General features: G+C 74.3%; 13 protein-coding genes. 3 read left to right on the top strand and 10 right to left on the bottom strand.

The features are described from left to right. Position 1: 1 nt before the first annotated feature. The 5 genes from ACIQCH_RS21345 to ACIQCH_RS21365 all read right to left on the bottom strand — a co-directional run bounded on the left by ACIQCH_RS21345 (position 2) and on the right by ACIQCH_RS21365 (position 8,546). A complete protein-coding gene (locus tag ACIQCH_RS21345; RefSeq protein ID WP_402583041.1) occupies positions 2–2,764 on the bottom strand; it encodes an AAA family ATPase in 2,763 nt (920 codons plus the stop codon). Between the two features lie 342 nt (positions 2,765–3,106). Next, complete coding sequence (locus ACIQCH_RS21350; RefSeq protein WP_402583043.1) at positions 3,107–4,978, bottom strand: S8 family serine peptidase; 1,872 nt, start codon at positions 4,976–4,978, stop codon at positions 3,107–3,109. Positions 4,979–5,696: 718 nt separating this feature from the next. Then, positions 5,697–6,818 (bottom strand): sulfite oxidase, encoded by a 1,122-nt coding sequence (locus ACIQCH_RS21355; protein ID WP_402583045.1) that lies wholly within the window; start codon positions 6,816–6,818, stop codon positions 5,697–5,699. A 90-nt stretch (positions 6,819–6,908) separates the two neighbouring features. After that, a complete protein-coding gene (locus ACIQCH_RS21360; RefSeq protein ID WP_402583047.1) occupies positions 6,909–7,694 on the bottom strand; it encodes an alpha/beta fold hydrolase in 786 nt (261 codons plus the stop codon). 156 nt (positions 7,695–7,850) lie between these two features. Then, on the bottom strand, positions 7,851–8,546 hold the full coding sequence (locus ACIQCH_RS21365; protein ID WP_402583049.1) for an NADPH-dependent F420 reductase: 696 nt from the start codon (positions 8,544–8,546) through the stop codon (positions 7,851–7,853). A 379-nt stretch (positions 8,547–8,925) separates the two neighbouring features. Here ACIQCH_RS21365 and ACIQCH_RS21370 point away from each other — a divergent pair, with 379 nt between their 5' ends. The 3 genes from ACIQCH_RS21370 (at position 8,926) to ACIQCH_RS21380 (ending at position 10,748) form a co-directional block, all read left to right on the top strand. After that, positions 8,926–9,393: a Crp/Fnr family transcriptional regulator gene (locus tag ACIQCH_RS21370; protein ID WP_402583051.1), complete on the top strand. Its 468-nt coding sequence runs from the start codon at positions 8,926–8,928 to the stop codon at positions 9,391–9,393. A gap of 28 nt (positions 9,394–9,421) precedes the next feature. Beyond that, positions 9,422–9,955: a GNAT family N-acetyltransferase gene (locus tag ACIQCH_RS21375; protein ID WP_402583053.1), complete on the top strand. Its 534-nt coding sequence runs from the start codon at positions 9,422–9,424 to the stop codon at positions 9,953–9,955. A 61-nt stretch (positions 9,956–10,016) separates the two neighbouring features. Continuing rightward, positions 10,017–10,748 (top strand): SIR2 family NAD-dependent protein deacylase, encoded by a 732-nt coding sequence (locus ACIQCH_RS21380; RefSeq protein ID WP_402583055.1) that lies wholly within the window; start codon positions 10,017–10,019, stop codon positions 10,746–10,748. 65 nt (positions 10,749–10,813) lie between these two features. On the opposite strand, the gene meaB is transcribed toward ACIQCH_RS21380, so the two are convergent. The 5 genes from meaB to ACIQCH_RS21405 all read right to left on the bottom strand — a co-directional run bounded on the left by meaB (position 10,814) and on the right by ACIQCH_RS21405 (position 18,944). Continuing rightward, entirely contained in the window at positions 10,814–11,794 is a 981-nt protein-coding gene (meaB, locus tag ACIQCH_RS21385; RefSeq protein ID WP_402583057.1) for a methylmalonyl Co-A mutase-associated GTPase MeaB, read from the bottom strand. Between the two features lie 9 nt (positions 11,795–11,803). Further along, on the bottom strand, positions 11,804–14,020 hold the full coding sequence (gene scpA / locus ACIQCH_RS21390) for a methylmalonyl-CoA mutase (RefSeq protein ID WP_402583059.1): 2,217 nt from the start codon (positions 14,018–14,020) through the stop codon (positions 11,804–11,806). Beyond that, complete coding sequence (locus ACIQCH_RS21395; protein ID WP_402583061.1) at positions 14,017–15,864, bottom strand: methylmalonyl-CoA mutase family protein; 1,848 nt, start codon at positions 15,862–15,864, stop codon at positions 14,017–14,019. The genes scpA and ACIQCH_RS21395 overlap by 4 nt, the downstream gene beginning before the upstream one ends. Before the next feature lie 217 nt (positions 15,865–16,081). Further along, the gene (locus ACIQCH_RS21400) at positions 16,082–18,310 is read right to left on the bottom strand and encodes an NADP-dependent isocitrate dehydrogenase (RefSeq protein ID WP_402583063.1); all 2,229 of its coding nucleotides are present in this window, start codon (positions 18,308–18,310) and stop codon (positions 16,082–16,084) included. Between the two features lie 310 nt (positions 18,311–18,620). Further along, entirely contained in the window at positions 18,621–18,944 is a 324-nt protein-coding gene (locus tag ACIQCH_RS21405) for a hypothetical protein (RefSeq protein WP_402583065.1), read from the bottom strand. Positions 18,945–19,039: the final 95 nt, after the last annotated feature.

The following is a 19,039-nucleotide window of genomic DNA, read 5'->3' on the forward strand; positions in this document are numbered from 1 at the left end:
GCTACCGGCTGCGCAGGGCGCCGGCGAGCTGGGCGCGGGAGCGGACGTGCAGTTTCTGGTAGATGCGGGTCAGGCGGGCCTCGACGGTCTTGACGCTGACGAAGAGCTTCGCGGCGGCCTCCTGGTTGCTGGCGCCCTCGCTGACCAGCAGCGCCAGTTTCAGCTCCGCCTCGGTCAGGGCCGCCGCCACGGGGTACGCGTCGCCGCGCGGGCCGGGCACGAGCGGGGCGGGGTGCTCGGCGGCGAGGTCCGCCCAGGGGCGGGCACCGGCGGCGGTGAACACCTCGGCCGCGCTCTGCAGTGCGGTGCGCGCGGGTGCCCGGCGCCGGCGGCGGCGTTCGACGCGGCCGAGGGCGAGCAGGGTGCGGCCGCGCTCCAGGGGGAGCTCCAGCTCCGCGAAGTGGACCTCCGTCTCGGCGAGCAGGCGGACCGCCGCGTCCGTGTCCCCGCGGGCGGCCAGGAGGAGCGCGTACGCCCGGTCGAGCGCGGCGACGACGGCGGGGCGGCCCAGTTCGACGGCGACGGTGCGCCAGTCGTCGATCAGGCGCTCGGCGTCGTCGAGTTCGTCGGCGGCGACCAGGGCCTCGGCCAGTTCGCCGTGCCAGCGCAGGATCGAGGGGTCGACGACCTGCTGCGCGGCCTCGAGGTCGGCGACCCGGCGCAGGGTCGCCACCGCCCTGGCGGTGTCGCCGGTGGCGAGTTCGACGGTGCCCAGGGCGTAGAGGTTGCGGGAGAGGAAGACCTGGTCGCGCTCCTCCTCGGAGGCCTGGATGCCGCGCCGGGCGTAGCCGGCGGCGCGGGCGAAGCTGCCGCCGGTGGCCTCGGCCATGGCGGCCACGTACCAGGCCGGGCCGGGTGACAGGCCGGCCTCGATGGTCAGGCGCAGGGAGCGGCGGGCCCAGGCGAGGCCTGCGGCGCAGCGGCCGCCGCGCAGCTCGACCTCGGTGAGGCTGCGCAGCACCTCGAAGACGTCCTCGCAGGAGCCGGAGCGCTCGACCCTGGGCAGGAGGGCGAGCAGCCGGCGGCGCGCGTCGTCGAGCCAGTCGTCGAAGAGGGCGTGCCGGACGGCCAGGTACTGGGGGGCGTTGCGGAGCCCGAGCGGCACGTCGGGGGCGGGCAGGGCGAGTGCCTCGGCGAGGATCTCCTCGGCGCCGGGGTCGCCGAGGATGCGGCCCATCCGGGCCCGGACGGTCAGGGCCATGGCCTCGGCGACGGGGTCTCCGCCGCGCCGGGCGAGCTCGCCGGCCTCGGCGGCCGCGGCCCGCGAGCGCACCGGGTCGCCGTCGCTGAGGTTGAGCTTCCAGGCCACGCGCAGCTGGACGAGGGCCTGGAGGGCGGGGTCGCCGGCGGCGTCGGCGGCGGCGTAGGCGAAGTTCTCGTCGTGGTCGGCGAGGGCCTGGCCGGCGGAGTCGATGACGGCGAGCCGGGCCCGTACCCGGTCGGCGGGTGCGCCGTCGCGGGCCAGGACCGCCTCGGCGGCGCGGCGGGCCAGGTCGGCGCGGCCGGCCCAGCCGGCGTCCTCGGCGGCGGCGACGAGCCGGGCGAGCTCCTCGTCCGGACGGTCGGCGGGGGTGCGGTCGGCGGCGAGCATGCCGAGTTCGGCGGCCAGGGCCCGGTTTCCGCGCCGCCGGCAGCAGGCGGCGGCCTCGGAGACGTCGTCGGCCAGGGCGGCGCAGGCGGCGTCGACGGCCAGCGCCCGGTGGCGGGCGGCCTGCACCGGGTCGTCGACGGCCGCGGCGAGGGCGGCGTGCCCGGCGGAGCGCTCGGACCAGCCGGCGTCCGCGGCCAGCACGCTGGGCAGCGCCCCGGCGGTGAACTCCACCGTGTCGTCCTCGCCCACGGTCACCAGGCCGGCCCGCTCGGCGGCCGCGAGGTCCCCCTCGGCGCCGGGGCGGCCGGCCCGGCGCAGCAGGGCGGTGGTCGGCCGGGTGGCCAGGGCGGCGAGCAGCAGGGTGGGCCGGGCCGGGCCGGGGGCCTCGGCGAGGAGCCGGCGGGCCACTTCGCGGGCCTGCCCGGAGACGGGCAGGGAGTCGGCGTGGTGGACCGGTTCGCGGGAGGCGGCCAGGGAGTGGCCGAGGGCGAGGGCGAGGCGGGGGTTGCCCCCGCTGGCGCGGTGGATGCGGCCGGCGAGGCGGGCGGGCAGGCCGTGGACGACCAGGAGTTCGGCCACCTCGTCGGCGTCGAGCGGGGGCAGCGCCACGGAGCGGATGCCGGGTCCGCACAGGGCCTCGGCGGCGGGGGTGCCGCCGTGGACGTGCTCGGCGACGAGCACCCGGACCCGGGACGGGGTCAGGCGCAGGGCGAAGCGGAGCAGGTCGACGCTCTCGCCGTCGAGCCACTGGGCGTTGTCCACGACGACCAGGACGGGCTCGGCGGCGGCGAGGGCGCGCAACGTCTCGACGATCGCCAGGCGCAGGGCGATCAGGTCGCGGCCGGCGCGCGGGTCGTCGGTCTCGCGGCGCAGCACGGCGACCGCGGCGCGCTGGGGCGGGGCCAGTCCGTCGAGGGCGGCGGCGGGCACCGAGGTGAGCAGGGCGGCGACGGCGGCCTCGGGTATGTGCCGGTCGGCGGCCTCGGGCGTGAGGTGCAGCACGGTCTCGCCGCGGGAGCGGGCGGCGGCGGCGAGGGCGGTGAGCACCGCCGTCTTGCCGCTTCCGGCCGCGCCGGAGAGCGCCGCCCGGGCGTGGGTGTGCAGCGCGCGGTCGAGCGCCGCGACGAGTTCCCCACGTCCGACCGGTGCGTCAGCGTTCCCCTTGGCCGCCACGCACAGCCTCCCGCGTCTCGGTCCTGTGCCGTTCCTGTGAGCGCTGAGGATACGAGGTCTGCCGCCTCGCGGACACCGGAGTGTGACGCAGAAATCACCGAGGTGGAGGTTTGGGTTCCCGAAATGCCGTCGGACCTGCCGTACGAGGCGTAGCGGCAGGTCCGAGGCTGTGTGTGGTCCGTACCAACGGGCTGGGATGGGGGTCCCTGTCCGGTGGGACGGAGTGCAGGTGGGGGGCGGGGTTCCGGGGCGGTGGGCCGGGGCCGTGGGGGTGGCCCGTGTGTGTGGGGGGGGTGGCCCGTGGTCCGTGGGGGCGGCCGTCCCGGAACCCCGGGGGGTGGATCAGAAGGTCAGGCTCCAGGAGTCGACGTAGCCGGTGTCGGCGGCGGCGACGTCCTGCACCCGCAGCTGCCAGGTGCCGTTGGCCGGGATGGCCGAGGCGTCCACGGTGTAGGTGGTGTTCAGGTTGGCGGTGCTGTCGCCGGAGGAGCTCTTCAGGCGCTTGACGGTGCCGTTGGGGCCGACCAGGTCGATGACGAGGTCACCGCGGTAGGTGTGCTTGATGTCCACGGCGACCTTGAGGGTGGCCGGGGCGTTGCCGGTCAGGCCGGTGACGCTGATCGGGGAGGAGACGGCGGGACCGTTGTCCGGGATCGAGAGGTCGGTGGCGTTGGTGAAGGTGCCGCCCGGGTTGGGGGTGCCGGTGACCGAGGCCACGGCGGCGGCCGCGTCGGCGAGACCGGTGCCGCAGCCGCCGGTGCAGGTGCCGGCCAGCGGGCGGGCGGTGTTCTTGATGGCCGACTCGACCTGGGCCGGGGTCAGGGTGGACTTGGCGCCGAGCAGCAGCGCGGCGAGGCCGGCGATGTGCGGGGCGGCCATGCTGGTGCCCTGGTACGGCTTGTAGATCTCCGAACCCGGCGTGGTGGTGCCGCTGTTCAGCGTCGAGAGGATGCCGTTCTCGGGGGTGGTGACGGTGCCGGGGGTGTCGGTCGCGCGGCGGGTCTCGCCGCCGGGGGCCGAAACGTCGACGGTGGCGCCGTAGTTGGAGTAGAAGGAGCGGTCACCGGTGCGGTTGGTGGACGCGACGGTGATGATGTTGCTGCAGCTGGCCGGCGAGAAGCCGCTGGCGTCGGCGTTGCTGTTGCCGGCGGCGACGACCACGGTGGTGCCGCGGGCCACGGCCGCGTTGATGGCGTTCTGGTACGTGGCGGTGCACGCGCCGGAGCCGCCGAGGCTCATGTTGATGACCTTGGCCGGGGTCGGGTTGGCCGGGACGCCCGAGACGGTGCCGCCGGAGGCCCAGGTGATGGCGTCGACGATGTCCGAGGTGGCGCCGCCGCACTTGCCGAGCACGCGCACCGGCTGGATCTTGGCTCCGTACGCGATGCCGGCGACGCCCTTGGCGTTGTTGGTGCTGGCGGCGATGGTGCCGGCCACGTGGGTGCCGTGCCAGGACGAGTCGCTGGCCTTGGAACCCGTGCCGCACTCGCCGGCGGCGCTCCAGTCGCCCTGGTCGGCCGGGTTGTTGTCGCGGCCGTTGCCGTCACGGGCGGCGGTGGAGGACGAGATGAAGTCGTAGCCGGGCACGATGTTCCCGGCGACGTCGGAGTGGGCGACGTAACCGGTGTCGATGACCGCCACGGTGACGCCCGTACCGGTGGACTTGTCCCAGGCGGCGGGGACGTTCATGCCGGCGGTGGCCTCGAAGAGGTCCCACTGCTTGGCGTACTCGGTGTCGTCGGGGGTGACGGCCATGGCGTAGGCGCGGGCGTCGGGCTCGACGTAGGCCACGTCCGGGTCGGCGCGGAACTGCGCCATGACGTCGGCCGCGTCGGCGGCGGAGAGCTTGCCGCCGAGGTCGACGAGGGCGGCACCGGTGCCGAGGCGGCGCTCGAAGCCGACCTTCTCGCCCGCCTTGACGCCCTTGGCCTTGGCGTCGGCGTCGGCGGCCGTGTTGGAACGTGCCTCCGTGGCACCGGACTTGTAGCCGACGATCAGGTTCTCGACGGGGGCCGCACCGGTGGGGGCGGCCGCCGGGGGCAGCGCCCGGCCGGTGGCCGCCGCACGGGCCACCGACGGGTGCGTGAGCGCCATCGAGCTGGTGGCGGCGGTGCCGAGCAGCGTGGCCGAGATCGCCACGACGGATATGAGCCTGCGCCTGGAAGCGTGCAAGGTGTGCCCTTTCGCGGGGCCCGCCGCACCGTTTCCGGGCATGCCGGACAAGCGGCGGGATGGAGCATGTGTGGGAGGTGTGCGTCGCAGTGGGCCGGGGCCGCGGCGCGGTCGCGGGCGGTGTCGTGGTGCGGTGGTACGTGACACCTGGTCATGGGGGGCGCGATCGCGAGGTGGAGCGGTGGTGCGGTGGTGCGCGGAGTGACCGCGGGCGGCGCTGCTGCGATGGTGCGGTGGTGCCGTGGTGCCGTAGTACGTGCTGCGGTGGTGCACGGTGCGGTGGGGATGAGCCACGGTTGTGCCGTTCCGCGGGCCGGGGCGCGCTGCTCACGCGCCCCGGACTCCGCTGCTCCCCCGGTTGCCTCCGCCGCGACGATGAAGCGGGGCAACTGCGGTCCGGGATCGGCCGGCGCACACGAAGGTCGCGTCTTGTGGGGTGTGACGGACCGGTCGTTCAGCCGGAGAGATCGCCGGTGCACAGACAGTAGGCAAAGGGGAGGTGAACCGGATACGGGGAAAACCCTTGTCCGCCCCCTGCCCGTACCCCCGGGGGTCCCTGCGCCGCAGGTCAGAGGGGTGGGTCAACCCTCAGGGGGCGGGGCGGACCCGGCCGACGCGGAGGGAGTTGGTCCAGGCCAAGAGGTGGGGCGCCCGGAGCGTACCGCCGGTAGGGGGCCGGGCGCGAGAGGAAGTCGAGCCATCCCGGAGCGTGCGGTCAGGAGGCGTCGGGGCGGTCCGGGGGCGTCGGGGCGGTCCGGGCTCAGGCCGGGCAGTGGACCGTGACGCGCTGGACGAGGTTGTTGGCGAAGCCGCCGCGGTTCCAGGCGAGGTCCGGGTCGAGCGGCTGGGTGCGGCCCGCCGCGTCGGTGGCCCGGACGGCGAGGACGTGCGCGCCGGGTGGCGCGTCCCAGGTGGCGGTGAACCGCCGCCAGGCCCACGGGTGGCCGCCCGGCGGCGCGAGGTCGGCGGGCCACCAGCTCGCGCCGCCGTCGGCGCTGAGCTCGACGCGGGCCACGGGCGCCCCGCCCGACCAGGCGCGGCCCTCGAGGGCCACCGGCCCGGGGGCCACCACGCGCGCCCGGGACATGAAGTCGGGGAAACCGGGTGGGACGAGCAGCGCCCGCGGCTCGATGGTGGTCACCGGCTCGCCGGGGTCGTCCGGATCGCGGCGCAACCGGTAGGCGACGGCCTGCTGGTAGCCGGTGAAGGCGGTGTCGGTCAGCTCGATGTCGCGCAGCCACTTCACGTGGGCCATGCCGTACCAGCCGGGTACGACGAGCCGCAGCGGGTGCCCGTGCTGCGGTGGCAGCTCCGCGCCGTTCATGGCGTACGCGACGAGCACCTCGCGGTCCGCGTCGGTGGCGACGGCCAGCGGCAGGGAGCGCCGGTAGTCCTGCTCCACACCGCGCTCGACGCCGTGGTCGGCGCCGGTGAACACCGCCTCCACGGCCTCCGCGGCCACTCCGGCCCCGGCGAGCAGCACGCGCAGCGGTACGCCGGTCCAGTCGGCCGTGCCGACGGCCTCGGTCAGCCAGGGCTGGCTGACCGGGCGCGGGCTGAGCCGGGCCCGCCCGTTGCCGGCGCACTCGAGGGTGACGCGGTGGGTGGCGGCGGGCAGGGCCCGGAGTGCGGCGAGGTCCAGGCTCAGCGGGCGGCGCACCCGGCCGCGGATCTCGAGCCGCCAGGTCGAGGCGTCCACGGCCGGGATGTCGTAGTGCACGAGCGTGTAGTGCAGCCCCGGGGGCGTCACGTCGTAGCGCAGGGCTTCCAGCGGCAGCCCGTGGTTGCGGGCGGCCAGGGCCAGCTCGTCCGCCCCGATGCCCTCGCCGACCGCCGCCACCCGCGCCGGCCCGCTGACCCCGGCCCACCGTCCGTCGTCCATGGCCCCATGGTCCTCCGGCGGGGGGTCCGGGGCATCCGGTCCGGGGTCCGGCATCCGGTCCGGGCGTCCCGGCCGGGGTGCGGACGGGCCTCAGGCGCTCTCGGCGTACAGGTCGGCGATCAGCCGGGCCACGGCCTCCGGCTCGCGCAGCGTCGGGTAGTGGTCGGAGCCGGCCAGCCTCACCAGCCGGCACCCGGGGATCCGCCGGGCCATCTCCTCGTTGACGCGGACCAGCTCGGGCTGGTCCTGCTCCCCCAGCGCCAGCACGGTCGGCGCCGTGATCTCCCCGAGCCGGTCGAAGGCGGGCGCCCCCGGCTCCTGGCGGCCGTAGTTGCTGAACCAGGCCGGGAGCGCCGCCCGCAGCGCGGCCGCGGCGACCGGATCCGCCTCGGGCGCGCTGCCGCCGGCCCTGCCCCAGATGCCCAGGCCGAGCCGGACGATGCCCTCGGTGTCGCCCGCGGTGGCGAGCTTCTCCAGTTCCTCGCGGAACCCGACCGGCATGAGGTCGTCGACCCCGGTGACCCCGGGCACGATCAGCGCCAGGCCCGCCACCCGCTCCGGGGCGTCCAGGGCCAGGCCGATGGCGGTGGCCCCGCCCATGCTGGAGCCCACCAGGACCGCGCGCGCCAGCCCGAAGTGGTCGAGGACCGCGTGGAGGTCCTCGACCAGGGTGTACGGGACGGTGGGGGCGGCCGAGCGGCCGTATCCGCGCACGTCGTAACGGATGACCCGGCGGCCCGCGGTCAGGGCGGGGAGGACCGGGTCCCACGTCGTCGAGTCGCCGACGCCCGGGTGGAGGAGGACGAGCGGCAGCCCGTCCCCTCCCGAGTCGTCGGCCCAGAGTTCACCGTCGCGCACCGGCACCGTGGTTTCCATGGTTCCAGTCTGGTCGGGCGGAGCACGCCGCCGCCAGCGCCTTTCGGCCGTGTCGCGGCCCGTCCGGTCCCGCGGGCGACGGGCCGCGACCGCGACCGCGACGGACCGTCAGCACGACGGACCGTCACCGCGGCGCGCGAGCGGCACAGTCGGCGGTCAGCGCTGCCGCGCACCCTGGATGTGGAAGTTGAAGTCGGTGTGCCCCAGGGTGCCCATCAGCCGCAGCCAGACCGGCAGGAGCATCTCGGTGCCGCGGGCGGTCTCGATGCCGCCGAGGTCGATGATGCTCTCGTCGGACCAGCCGAAGGAGCCCAGGAGTTCGGCGACGGACTTCTTCGCGTCGGCGTCGTCCCCGGACATGAACACGGTGTGCTCGCCCTGCACCCGGGCGGGGTCGACCATGACCAGGCAGTTCATGGTGTTGAGGGTCTTGACCACGCGCAGGGCGGGGTGGGCGCGCTGGATCTGCTCGCCGAGGCTGTCGGTGTTGACCGGGTTCAGTCCGGGCGGGAACCCCTGGGAGAAGTCGAGGGGGTTGGCGATGTCGACGAGCACCTTGCCGTCGAGGTCGCCGGGGCGCACGGACTCCAGTACCGCGAGGGTGGCGGAGCCGGAGGTGGTGTTGACGAGGGCCTCGGCGCCGGCCGCCGCGTCGGCGAAGGACGCCAGCCCGACGGCCGCGTTCTCGGCCTGCCACCGCGCGAACGGGGCGAGCCCGCGCCCGTCCGGCTCGGCCCTGGCCAGGGTGTTGTGGGGGTCACGGGTGCCGATCACGACCTCGTGGCCGAGGGAGACCAGTCGGGCGGCGAGCGTACGGCCGACGATGCCGGTGCCCAGTACTGCGTAACGCATGGCAATGCCCCTTCGCATGGCGACGTTCCACGGCGGGCCGACCCGACGCGGCGACCGTACCGTTGTACAAGGCCGGACCCGCCGGCAACCGCGGGGTGACTCGGCACGGGCCGAATTCCGGAGGTCGGCCTCCTCCCGCGGACGGGGCGCTCGTACGTACGCACGGACCGGGAACGGGGACCCACACCCCCACCGGCCCCGGGCGTCACCCCGGACCACCACTCCCACTACCCACAGTGACCGCATCCTCGAGCCGACCCCGCCCCGCACCCACCGGCACCGGCCCCCGGGCCCCGGGCCGAAGCCCTTCGGCACCGAGCGGTGCCCGCGGCGCCGGGTGCGGCGACACTGGAAGAGGCTCGTCCCCCCGGAGGTCGTCATGGGCACACCGTCACCCACCCGCATAGCCACCGCCCTCTCCCCCGCGCACCGGGAGCGTCTGATGTCCCTGGCGCGCGAGGTGAACTTCCCGGTGGGCGCCCGTCTCTTCGACGAGGGCGCGGCCGCGGAGCGGTTCTGGATCGTCCGGTCCGGCACCGTCGCCCTCGACATGGTCGTCCCCTACCGGCGGCGCCCGGTGGCGATCGAGAGCCTCGGACCCGGGGAGCTGGTGGGCTGGTCCTGGCTGTTCCCGCCGTACGTCTGGCAGCTCGGCTGCGAGGCGATGACGCCGGTACGGACGCACGAGTTCGACGCCCGGGCCGTACGCATGCTGATGGACGCCGACCTCGCCTTCGGGGCGTCCTTCGGGCACTGGGTCGGCCGGATCCTGGCCCACCGCCTCCAGGCGGCCCGGATCCGCATGATCGACCTCTACGCCCCGCACTCCGGCACCGGCGTGCTGTGACGGCTTGCGGATGCGGCAGGATGGCCGTATGACCGAGATCCTCACCCCCCGTCTCCGCCTGCGCCGCTGGGAGGACGACGACCTCGTGCCGATGGCCGAGATCCACGCCGACCCCGAGGTCATGCGCTGGGTCGGCGACGGCAGGCCCCGGAACCTGGAGGAGACCGCCGACGCGATCGAGCGGTGGGAGGAGGAGTGGGACGAGGAGGGCTTCGGCCTGTTCGCCGTCGAGCTGCTCGGGTCCGGGGAGCTGGCCGGCTTCGCGGGCCTGTCCGTGCCGCACTTCCTCCCCGAGGTGCTGCCGGCCGTCGAGATCGGCTGGCGGCTGGGCCGCCCCTTCTGGGGCCAGGGGTACGCCTCGGAGGCCGCGCACGCCTCGCTGGAGTTCGCCCTCCAGGACCGCGGGCTGGACCGGGTCGTCAGCATCTGCCGGCCGCAGAACCAGGCCTCGGAGAACGTCATGCGCAAGCTCGGCATGACCCCGTGCCTCGACACCGTGCACCCCGCCCACGGCCACCCGCTGCGGGTGTTCGAGATCGACCTCACCGAGTACCAGGGCTGACCGCGCCCGGGTGGTCGAAAATCCCTTCGTCGACCACCCGTGGCCTGCGTACCCTCGCCGCATGGGCAAGCCTCTTGTTGCGATCCTCAGCGGTGCCGGCATCTCCACCGACTCCGGGATCCCCGACTACCGGGGTCCGAACGGCCTGTGGCGGCGCGACCCCGAAGCGGAGAAGCTGGTCACGTACGACGCGTACATGGCCGATCCGGAGGTGCGCCGCCGGTCCTGGCTGATGCGCCGCGACGTGGGCGCCCTGGCCGCCGAGCCGAACGCGGCCCACGCGGCGGTGGCCGAGCTGGAGCGGGCCGGGATCCCGGTCCGCGTCCTCACCCAGAACGTGGACGGCCTGCACCAGCGGGCCGGGCTGTCGGCCCGCAAGGTGCTGGAGCTGCACGGCACGGCCCTCGAGACCGGTTGCACGCGCTGCCACGCCCGCGCGCCGATGCAGGAGGCCCTCGACCGGGTCGCGGCCGGCGAGCCGGATCCGGCGTGCCGGGCCTGCGGCGGGATCCTCAAGCCGGCCACCGTGATGTTCGGCCAGGCGCTCGATCCGATGGTGCTGGGGCAGGCGCTGGCGGTGGCCAAGGGCTGCTCGGTGTTCGTGGCCGTCGGCACCAGCCTGCAGGTCCAGCCGGCCGCGGCCCTGGCGGGCGTGGCGGCCGACCACGGGGCCCGGCTGATCGTCGTCAACGCCGAGCCGACCCCGTACGACGACCGCGCCGACGAGGTGGTCCGGGAGCCGATCGGCACGGCCCTGCCGGCCCTCCTGCGCCGCCTCGCGGCCGGGGCCTGAGCCGGGGGGAGGCCTGGGGCCGGCCGAGCCCGAGCCCCGGCGGGGCGGCCGGGGCCTTCGGTGGATCAGGCTCGGCCGAAGGCCGCCAGGATCGACTCGGCGGCCATGGTCGGCGTCAACCGGCCCTCGCGGACGCGCTGTTCCAGCTCGGGGGCGAGGGTGCGGACCTCGGGGTGGGCGCGCAGCCGGCCGAGCAGTTCGTCGTGGACCATGGCCCAGGCCCAGTCCACCTGCTGCTCGCGCCGCTTCGCCTCCAGCCGGCCGCCCGCGTCGAGCACGGCCCGGTGCTGCTCCAGCCGGTCCCACACCGTGTCCAGCCCGGCGGACTCGCGCGCGCTGCAGCTGAGCACGGGCGGGGTCCAGGCCGCGTCGGCGGGGTGCATCAGGCGCAGGGCGCCCGACAGTTCGCGGGCGGCGGCCTTGGCGTCGCGCTCGTGCGGGCCGTCGGCCTTGTTGACGGCGATGACGTCGGCCAGTTCCAGGACGCCCTTCTTGATGCCCTGGAGCTGGTCGCCCGTGCGCGCGAGGGTGAGCAGCAGGAAGGAGTCCACCATGTCGGCGACGGTGGTCTCCGACTGGCCCACGCCCACGGTCTCGACGAGCACGACGTCGTACCCGGCCGCCTCCATCACCACCATGGACTCGCGGGTGGCCTTGGCGACGCCGCCGAGGGTGCCCGCGCTCGGCGAGGGCCGGACGAAGGCCGCCGGGTCGACGGCGAGCCGCTCCATCCGCGTCTTGTCGCCGAGGATGGAACCGCCGGTCCGGGTGGAGGACGGGTCCACGGCGAGCACGGCGACCCGGTGGCCGAGCCCGGTCAGCAGGGTGCCGAAGGCGTCGATGAACGTCGACTTGCCGACGCCGGGCACGCCGCTGATGCCGATCCGCCGGGCCCGGCCGGTGTGCGGCAGCAGCTCCGTCAGGAGCCGCTGGGCCAGGGCCCGGTGGTCGGGTCGGGTGGACTCGACGAGGGTGATGGCGCGGGCCACGAAGGCCCGCTTCCCGTCGAGCACGCCCTTGACGTAGCTGTCGAGGTCGATGGCCACGGTCCCCGGCTACTCCGCTTCGGCCAGGCCGGTGTGGCCCAGCTCCGTGCCGAGGCGCATGACCAGGTCGTACGCCGCGTCCGGGATGACCGTGCCGGGCAGGAACACCTCGGCGGCGCCCATCTCCCGCAGGATCGGGACGTCCTGCGGGGGGATGACCCCGCCGACGACGACCATGATGTCCTCGCGGCCCTCGGCGGCCAGCTCCTCGCGGAGCGCCGGTACGAGGGTCAGGTGGCCGGCGGCCAGCGACGAGACGCCCACGATGTGCACGTCCGCCTCGACCGCCTGGCGGGCCACCTCCGCCGGCGTCTGGAAGAGCGGGCCGACGTCGACGTCGAAGCCCAGGTCGGCGAAGCCGGTGGCGATGACCTTCTGGCCCCGGTCGTGTCCGTCCTGGCCCATCTTCGCGACCAGGATGCGCGGGCGGCGGCCCTCGGCCTCCTCGAAGCGGTCGACCAGGGCGCGGGTGCGGTCCACGTGCGGCGACTCCCCTGCCTCGTTGCGGTACACGCCGGAGATCGTACGGATCTGGCTGGCGTGGCGGCCGTAGACCTTCTCCAGGGCGTCGGAGATCTCGCCGACGGTGGCCTTGGCGCGGGCCGCGTTCACGGCGAGGGCGAGCAGGTTGCTCTCCAGGCCGGTGCCGGAGCCGCGGCCGGCGGCCTCGGTGAGGGCGTGCAGCGCGTCCTGGCAGGCCCGCTCGTCGCGCTCCTCGCGCAGCCGGCGCAGCTTGGCGATCTGCTGCGCGCGCACCGAGGAGTTGTCGACCTTGAGGACCTCGATCTGCTCGTCGTTCTCGACGCGGTACTTGTTGACGCCGATCACCGGCTGGCGGCCGGAGTCGATCCGCGCCTGGGTGCGGGCGGCGGCCTCCTCGACGCGCAGCTTCGGGATGCCGGCGTCGATGGCCTGGGCCATGCCGCCGGCCGCCTCGACCTCCTGGATGTGCTGCCAGGCACGGCGGGCCAGGTCGTACGTGAGCTTCTCGACGTACGCGCTGCCGCCCCACGGGTCGATGACGCGGGTGGTGCCGGACTCCTGCTGGAGGAGGAGCTGGGTGTTGCGGGCGATGCGCGCGGAGAAGTCCGTGGGCAGCGCGAGGGCCTCGTCGAGGGCGTTGGTGTGCAGCGACTGGGTGTGGCCCTGGGTGGCGGCCATGGCCTCGACGCAGGTGCGGGTGACGTTGTTGAACACGTCCTGCGCGGTCAGGGACCAGCCGGAGGTCTGCGAATGGGTGCGCAGCGACAGGGACTTGGGGTTCTTCGGGTCGAACTGCTTCACCAGCTTGGCCCACAGGAGGCGGGCGGCGCGGAGCTTGGCCACCTCCATGAAGAAGTTCATGCCGATGGCCCAGAAGAAGGACAGCCGGGGCGCGAACGCGTCGACGTCCAGGCCCGCTTCGCGGCCGGCGCGCAGGTACTCGACGCCGTCGGCGAGGGTGTAGGCCAGTTCCAGGTCGGCCGTGGCGCCGGCTTCCTGGATGTGGTAGCCGGAGATGGAGATGGAGTTGTAGCGCGGCATCTTCTGCGAGGTGTACGCGAAGATGTCGGAGATGATCCGCATCGAGGGCCGGGGCGGATAGATGTAGGTGTTGCGGACCATGAACTCCTTGAGGATGTCGTTCTGGATGGTCCCGGCCAGCTTCTCCGGCGGTACGCCCTGCTCCTCGGCGGCGACGATGTAGAGCGCGAGGATCGGCAGCACCGCGCCGTTCATCGTCATCGACACGGTCATCTTGTCGAGCGGGATGCCGTCGAACAGCTGGCGCATGTCGTAGATGGAGTCGATCGCCACGCCCGCCATGCCGACGTCGCCGGTGACGCGCGGGTGGTCGCTGTCGTACCCGCGGTGCGTGGGCAGGTCGAAGGCGACCGAGAGGCCCTTCTGGCCGGCCGCGAGGTTGCGGCGGTAGAAGGCGTTGGACTCCTCGGCCGTGGAGAAGCCCGCGTACTGGCGGATGGTCCACGGCTGGTTGACGTACATGGTCGGGTACGGGCCGCGCAGGAACGGCGCCGCGCCCGGGTACGTGCCGAGGAAGTCCAGGCCTTCGAGGTCGCGCCCGGTGTACAGCGGCTTGACGCCGATGCCCTCGGGGGTCTCCCACAGCAGGTCGGAGGCGCTGGACCCGGTGGTCTCCTTGACGGCGGCGGACCACTGCTCCTCGGTGGCCTCGGCGGGTGCCGCCGGTCCGAGGGGGACCTGCGAGAAGTCGGGGATCGTCATGCCGCCACTCCCGTGCGGTCGAGGATGGAGGTCAGGACGGCCACGGCGTCGCAGCCGGCGAACACGTACGCGTCGACGCCGGGGTGCTCGCCGGGCCGGCCGGCGAGGAGGACCTGGTCGGCGCCGGCGCCCTGGAGGGCCGCGGCCACGTCGGCCGCCTGCTCCTCGTACAGCGCGTCGGAGGAGCACAGGCAGGCGACGGTCGCGCCGCTGGCCTCGAAGGCCTCGGCCGCGGTGGCCGCGTCCACCGTCACGGGGGTGTGGACCGGTTCGATGCCGCCGGCCTGGAAGAGGTTGGCGGCGAAGGTGACGCGGGCGGTGTGGGCCGCGGCGGAGCCGAGGGCGGCGATGAACACCTTCGGGCGGCTGCCGGTGGCGGCCAGGTGCGCGTCCGAGCGGGCGCGCAGCGCCTCGTACGCCTCGTCGCGGCGGACCCGGGGCAGGCCTCCGGTGAGCGGGGCGGGGGCCGCCTCGCGTCCGAGGGGCTTCTCGCCCAGGTTCGGGAACTCGCTGACGCCGGTGACGGGCTCGCGGCGGGTGGCCAGGCGCTTGGTGCGGGCGGCCCAGGTGGCGGCGACGCGGCTCTCCACCAGGCCGGTGGCGAGCGCGGCGGCCTGACCGCCGGCGGCCTCCAGTTCCTGGAAGAACTCCCAGGCGGCGTCCGCGAGTTCGACGGTGAGGCGCTCCACGTACCAGGAGCCGCCGGCCGGGTCGGCGACCCGTCCGAGGTGCGACTCCTCCACGAGGATCGAGGAGGTGTTGCGGGCGATGCGTCGCGCGAAGGCGTCCGGCAGGCCCTGCTCGTGGTCGAAGGGCAGCACGGTGACCGCGTCCGCGCCGCCGACGCCGGCGGCGAGGGTGGCGATGGTGGTGCGCAGCATGTTCACGTACGGGTCGCGGCGGGTCATCATCACCGGCGAGGTGACCGCGTGCTGGCGCTGCGCGCCGGCGTCCCCGGTGCGGACGCCGCAGGCCTCGGCGACCCGGGCCCACAGCCGGCGGGCGGCGCGGAACTTGGCGATGGTGAGGAACTGGTCGGCGGTCGCGGAGTAGCGGAACTCCAGCTGGCGCAGGGCCGCCTCGACGGGCAGCCCGGCGTCGGCGAGGGCCCGCAGGTAGGCGACGCCGGTGGCCAGGGAGGCGCCCAGTTCCTGGGCGGCGGAGGCGCCGGCCTCGTGGTACGGCAGGGCGTCGACGGTCAGGGCGCGCAGACCGGGGTACTCGGCGTCGCAGAGGCGGGCCAGCTCGACGGCCCCGGCGAGGTCGGGGGTGCCACCGGTACGGGCGGCCAGGCCGAGCGGGTCGGCGCCGAGGTTGCCGCGGGCGGCGTCGCGGGCGACTCCGCGCTCGTCGTAGAGGCGCAGCAACTCCCGTGCGGCGGAGTCGGTTTCGGCACCGGCGTCGAGGACCACGGGGGCGAGGTCGAGGTAGACGCCGTCGAGGGCGCGGGCCAGGCCGGAGACCGGGAGGCCGGCGTCGCCGAGGGTGAGCCAGAGGGAGGTGACGCCGTTCTCCAGGTCGGTGAGCACCGCCTCGTTGGCGGCCTCGGCCCCGGGCCGGTCGTGGCGCTGGCGCACGTCCCAGCCGCCGGTGGGGCGGGAGCCGCGCACGAAGGGCGCGAAACCGGGGAGGCCGGTGGCGGGGGCCGCGTCCCGCGGCGTGTACAGCGGGCGGGCCCGCAGGCCGTCGTCGAGGGCGGTCGAGAGCGCCTGCTCGGCGGCGTCGCCGGACACGTCCTTGCCCGACTTGCGCAGCACGCCTTCCACCAGGCGCTGCCACTCCTCGTGGGTGGTGTCCGGGAACTCGGCTGCGAGCGAGAGCCCGTCATCGGGGAGAACCGTCATGCCGAGGATGCTAGGGGAGAGGCACTCAGTGCCAGGAGAGGCAAGCCGTGTGACCTTGCCCTCTTCGCAGCGGCCCCAACCCGGCCGCCACCTGCGCAATCGGACGGCATGTCCGGTTATGCGGGTGGGTGCCGGATACGGTCCGAGCCGGGAATCCGGAAACGGGGCCGCCCCGGCCGGAAGGGTCCGGCCGGGGCGGTGGGGTTCACACCGTGGCTCAGGCGAGCGAGGCGATCGCCTGGTTGAAGGTCGCGGACGGGCGCATGACGGCCGCGGCCTTGGCCGGGTCGGGCTGGTAGTAGCCGCCGATCTCGGCCGGGTTGCCCTGGACGGCGTTCAGCTCGCCGACGATGGTCTGCTCCTGCTCGGTGAGGGTCTTCGCGAGCGGGGCGAAGGCCTCGGCGAGCGCGGCGTCGTCGGTCTGCTTGGCCAGCTCCTGGGCCCAGTACAGGGACAGGTAGAAGTGGCTGCCGCGGTTGTCGATGCCACCGACACGACGGGTCGGCGACTTGTCCTCGTTGAGGAAGGTGCCGGTCGCGCGGTCGAGGGTGTCGGCCAGGACCTTGGCGCGGGCGTTGCCCGTACCGGTGGCCAGGTGCTCGAAGCTGGCGGCGAGGGCGAAGAACTCGCCCAGGCTGTCCCAGCGCAGGTAGTTCTCCTTGACGAGCTGCTGGACGTGCTTCGGGGCAGAGCCGCCGGCGCCCGTCTCGAACAGGCCGCCGCCCGCCATCAGCGGGACGACCGACAGCATCTTGGCGCTGGTGCCCAGCTCCAGGATCGGGAAGAGGTCGGTCAGGTAGTCGCGGAGCACGTTGCCGGTGACCGAGATGGTGTCCTCGCCGCGGCGGATGCGCTCGAGGGAGAACGCGGTGGCCTCGACCGGGGACAGGACCTTGATCTCCAGGCCCTCGGTGTCGTGCTGCGGCAGGTACGCGTTGACCTTCTCGATCAGCTGCGCGTCGTGGGCGCGGGTGGCGTCCAGCCAGAAGACGGCCGGGGAGCCGGTGGCGCGGGCGCGGGTGACGGCCAGCTTGACCCAGTCCTGGATCGGCGCGTCCTTGGTCTGGCAGGCGCGGAAGATGTCGCCCTCGGCGACCTCCTGCTCGAGGACGGTGGCGCCGGTGGCGGAGTCGACGAGGCGGACCGTGCCGGCCGCGGCGATCTCGAAGGTCTTGTCGTGGGAGCCGTACTCCTCGGCCTTCTGCGCCATCAGGCCGACGTTCGGGACGGAGCCCATGGTCGACGGGTCGAAGGCGCCGTGCGCGCGGCAGTCCTCGATGACGGTCTGGTAGACGCCGGAGTAGCTGCTGTCCGGCAGCACGGCCAGGGTGTCGGCCTCCTTGCCGTCCGGGCCCCACATGTGGCCGGAGGTGCGGATCATGGCCGGCATCGAGGCATCGACGATCACGTCGGACGGGACGTGCAGGTTGGTGATGCCGCGGTCGGAGTCGACCATCGCCAGGGCCGGGCCGTCGGCGATCTCGGCGTCGAAGGAGGCCTTGATCTCGGCGCCCAGGCCGTGCGGGATGGACTCCAGGCCGCCGAGGATGGCGCCCAGGCCGTCGTTCGGGGACAGGCCGGCACCGGCCAGGACCTCGCCGTACTTGGCGAAGGTCTGCGGGAAGAAGGCGCGGACCACGTGACCGAAGACGATCGGGTCGGAGACCTTCATCATCGTGGCCTTGAGGTGCACGGAGAACAGCACGCCCTCGGCCTTGGCGCGGGCGACCTGCTCGGAGAGGAAGGTGCGCAGGGCGGCGACGCGCATGACGGACGCGTCGACGACCTCGCCGGCCAGGACCGGTACGGACTCGCGCAGCACGGTGACGGCGCCGTCGGCGGCCACGTGCTCGATGCGCAGGGCGCCGGCCTCGGCGACGACCGTGGACTTCTCGGTGGAGCGGAAGTCGTTCTGGCCCATGGTGACGACGTTGGTCTTGGAGTCGGCCGACCAGGCACCCATGCGGTGCGGGTGGGTCTTGGCGTAGTTCTTGACCGAGCCCGGGGCGCGGCGGTCGGAGTTGCCCTCGCGCAGGACCGGGTTGACGGCGCTGCCCTTGACCTTGTCGTAGCGGGCGCGGATCTCGCGCTCCTCGTCGGTCTGCGGGTCGTCCGGGTAGTCCGGCAGCGCGTAGCCCTGCGCCTGGAGCTCGGCGACGGCGGCCTTGAGCTGCGGGATGGAGGCCGAGATGTTCGGCAGCTTGATGATGTTGGCCTCGGGGGTCTTCGCCAGCTCGCCCAGCTCCGCGAGCGCATCGGCGATGCGCTGCTCCTCGGTGAGGTGCTCCGGGAAGCTCGCGATGATGCGGCCGGCGAGGGAGATGTCCCGCGTCTCCACGGTGACACCGGCGGTCGAGGCGTACGCCTGGACCACGGGCAGGAACGAATACGTGGCGAGCGCGGGTGCCTCGTCAGTGTGCGTGTAGATGATGGTCGAGTCAGTCACCGGATGCTCCGCTCCTGGTCTGCGTCTCTCGTCTGCAACATTGCTCGACATCAAGATATCTCGTGATCGGACGTCCCTCGCACGTGGGCTCCCCGCAGTCCCCGCCACCTGGCGGGGACCGGGGGAAGCAATCGGGGCATCCCGGGGCGCGGGGGCGTGTGCCGCGCGGGCGTCTACCGGAGGTCGACCGATGGTGCACGCGTCCGGCGGGCGACGTACGTCACCTCGGCGCCGGGAGGCGCGGGGCCGGGACGCGCGGTGTTGGGACGCGCGGTGCCGGGAGGCGCGGGGCCGGGAGGCGCGGGGCCGGTCAGTCCGACTCGGTGTCCTCGCGGGCCAGGGCCAGGGCCAGGTCCTGGAGGATGCGCTCGGTGGTCACCTCGGGGTCACGCTCGTCATGGGCGTCCGCGACGGCGTCGAAGGCGAGGATGAATCCGTTCACCAGCGCGCTCAGCGGCCCCGAGATCTGTTCCAGCACGGCCAGCCCGGCCTCTTCCGGTCCGGCGTCGGCCGGGACCAGGAACTGACCGGGGACCACGTCGGCCAGCAGGTCGGAGACGAACCCCGAGTCGGCCCCGGACCTGAGCGCCGTGAGCGCGGCGATGGCCTTCAGCTTGATCTCGTTTTCGGTCACCCGTCGAGAGTAGATCCCCGGACCGCCCGACTTCCTGACGCCGCACGGACGTGCGGGCTACGGTGATGCCGCCGCGCCGGTGGCGGCGGGACCGG

This window comes from Streptomyces sp. NPDC093225, assembly GCF_044753805.1.
Classification (GTDB): domain Bacteria; phylum Actinomycetota; class Actinomycetes; order Streptomycetales; family Streptomycetaceae; genus Streptomyces.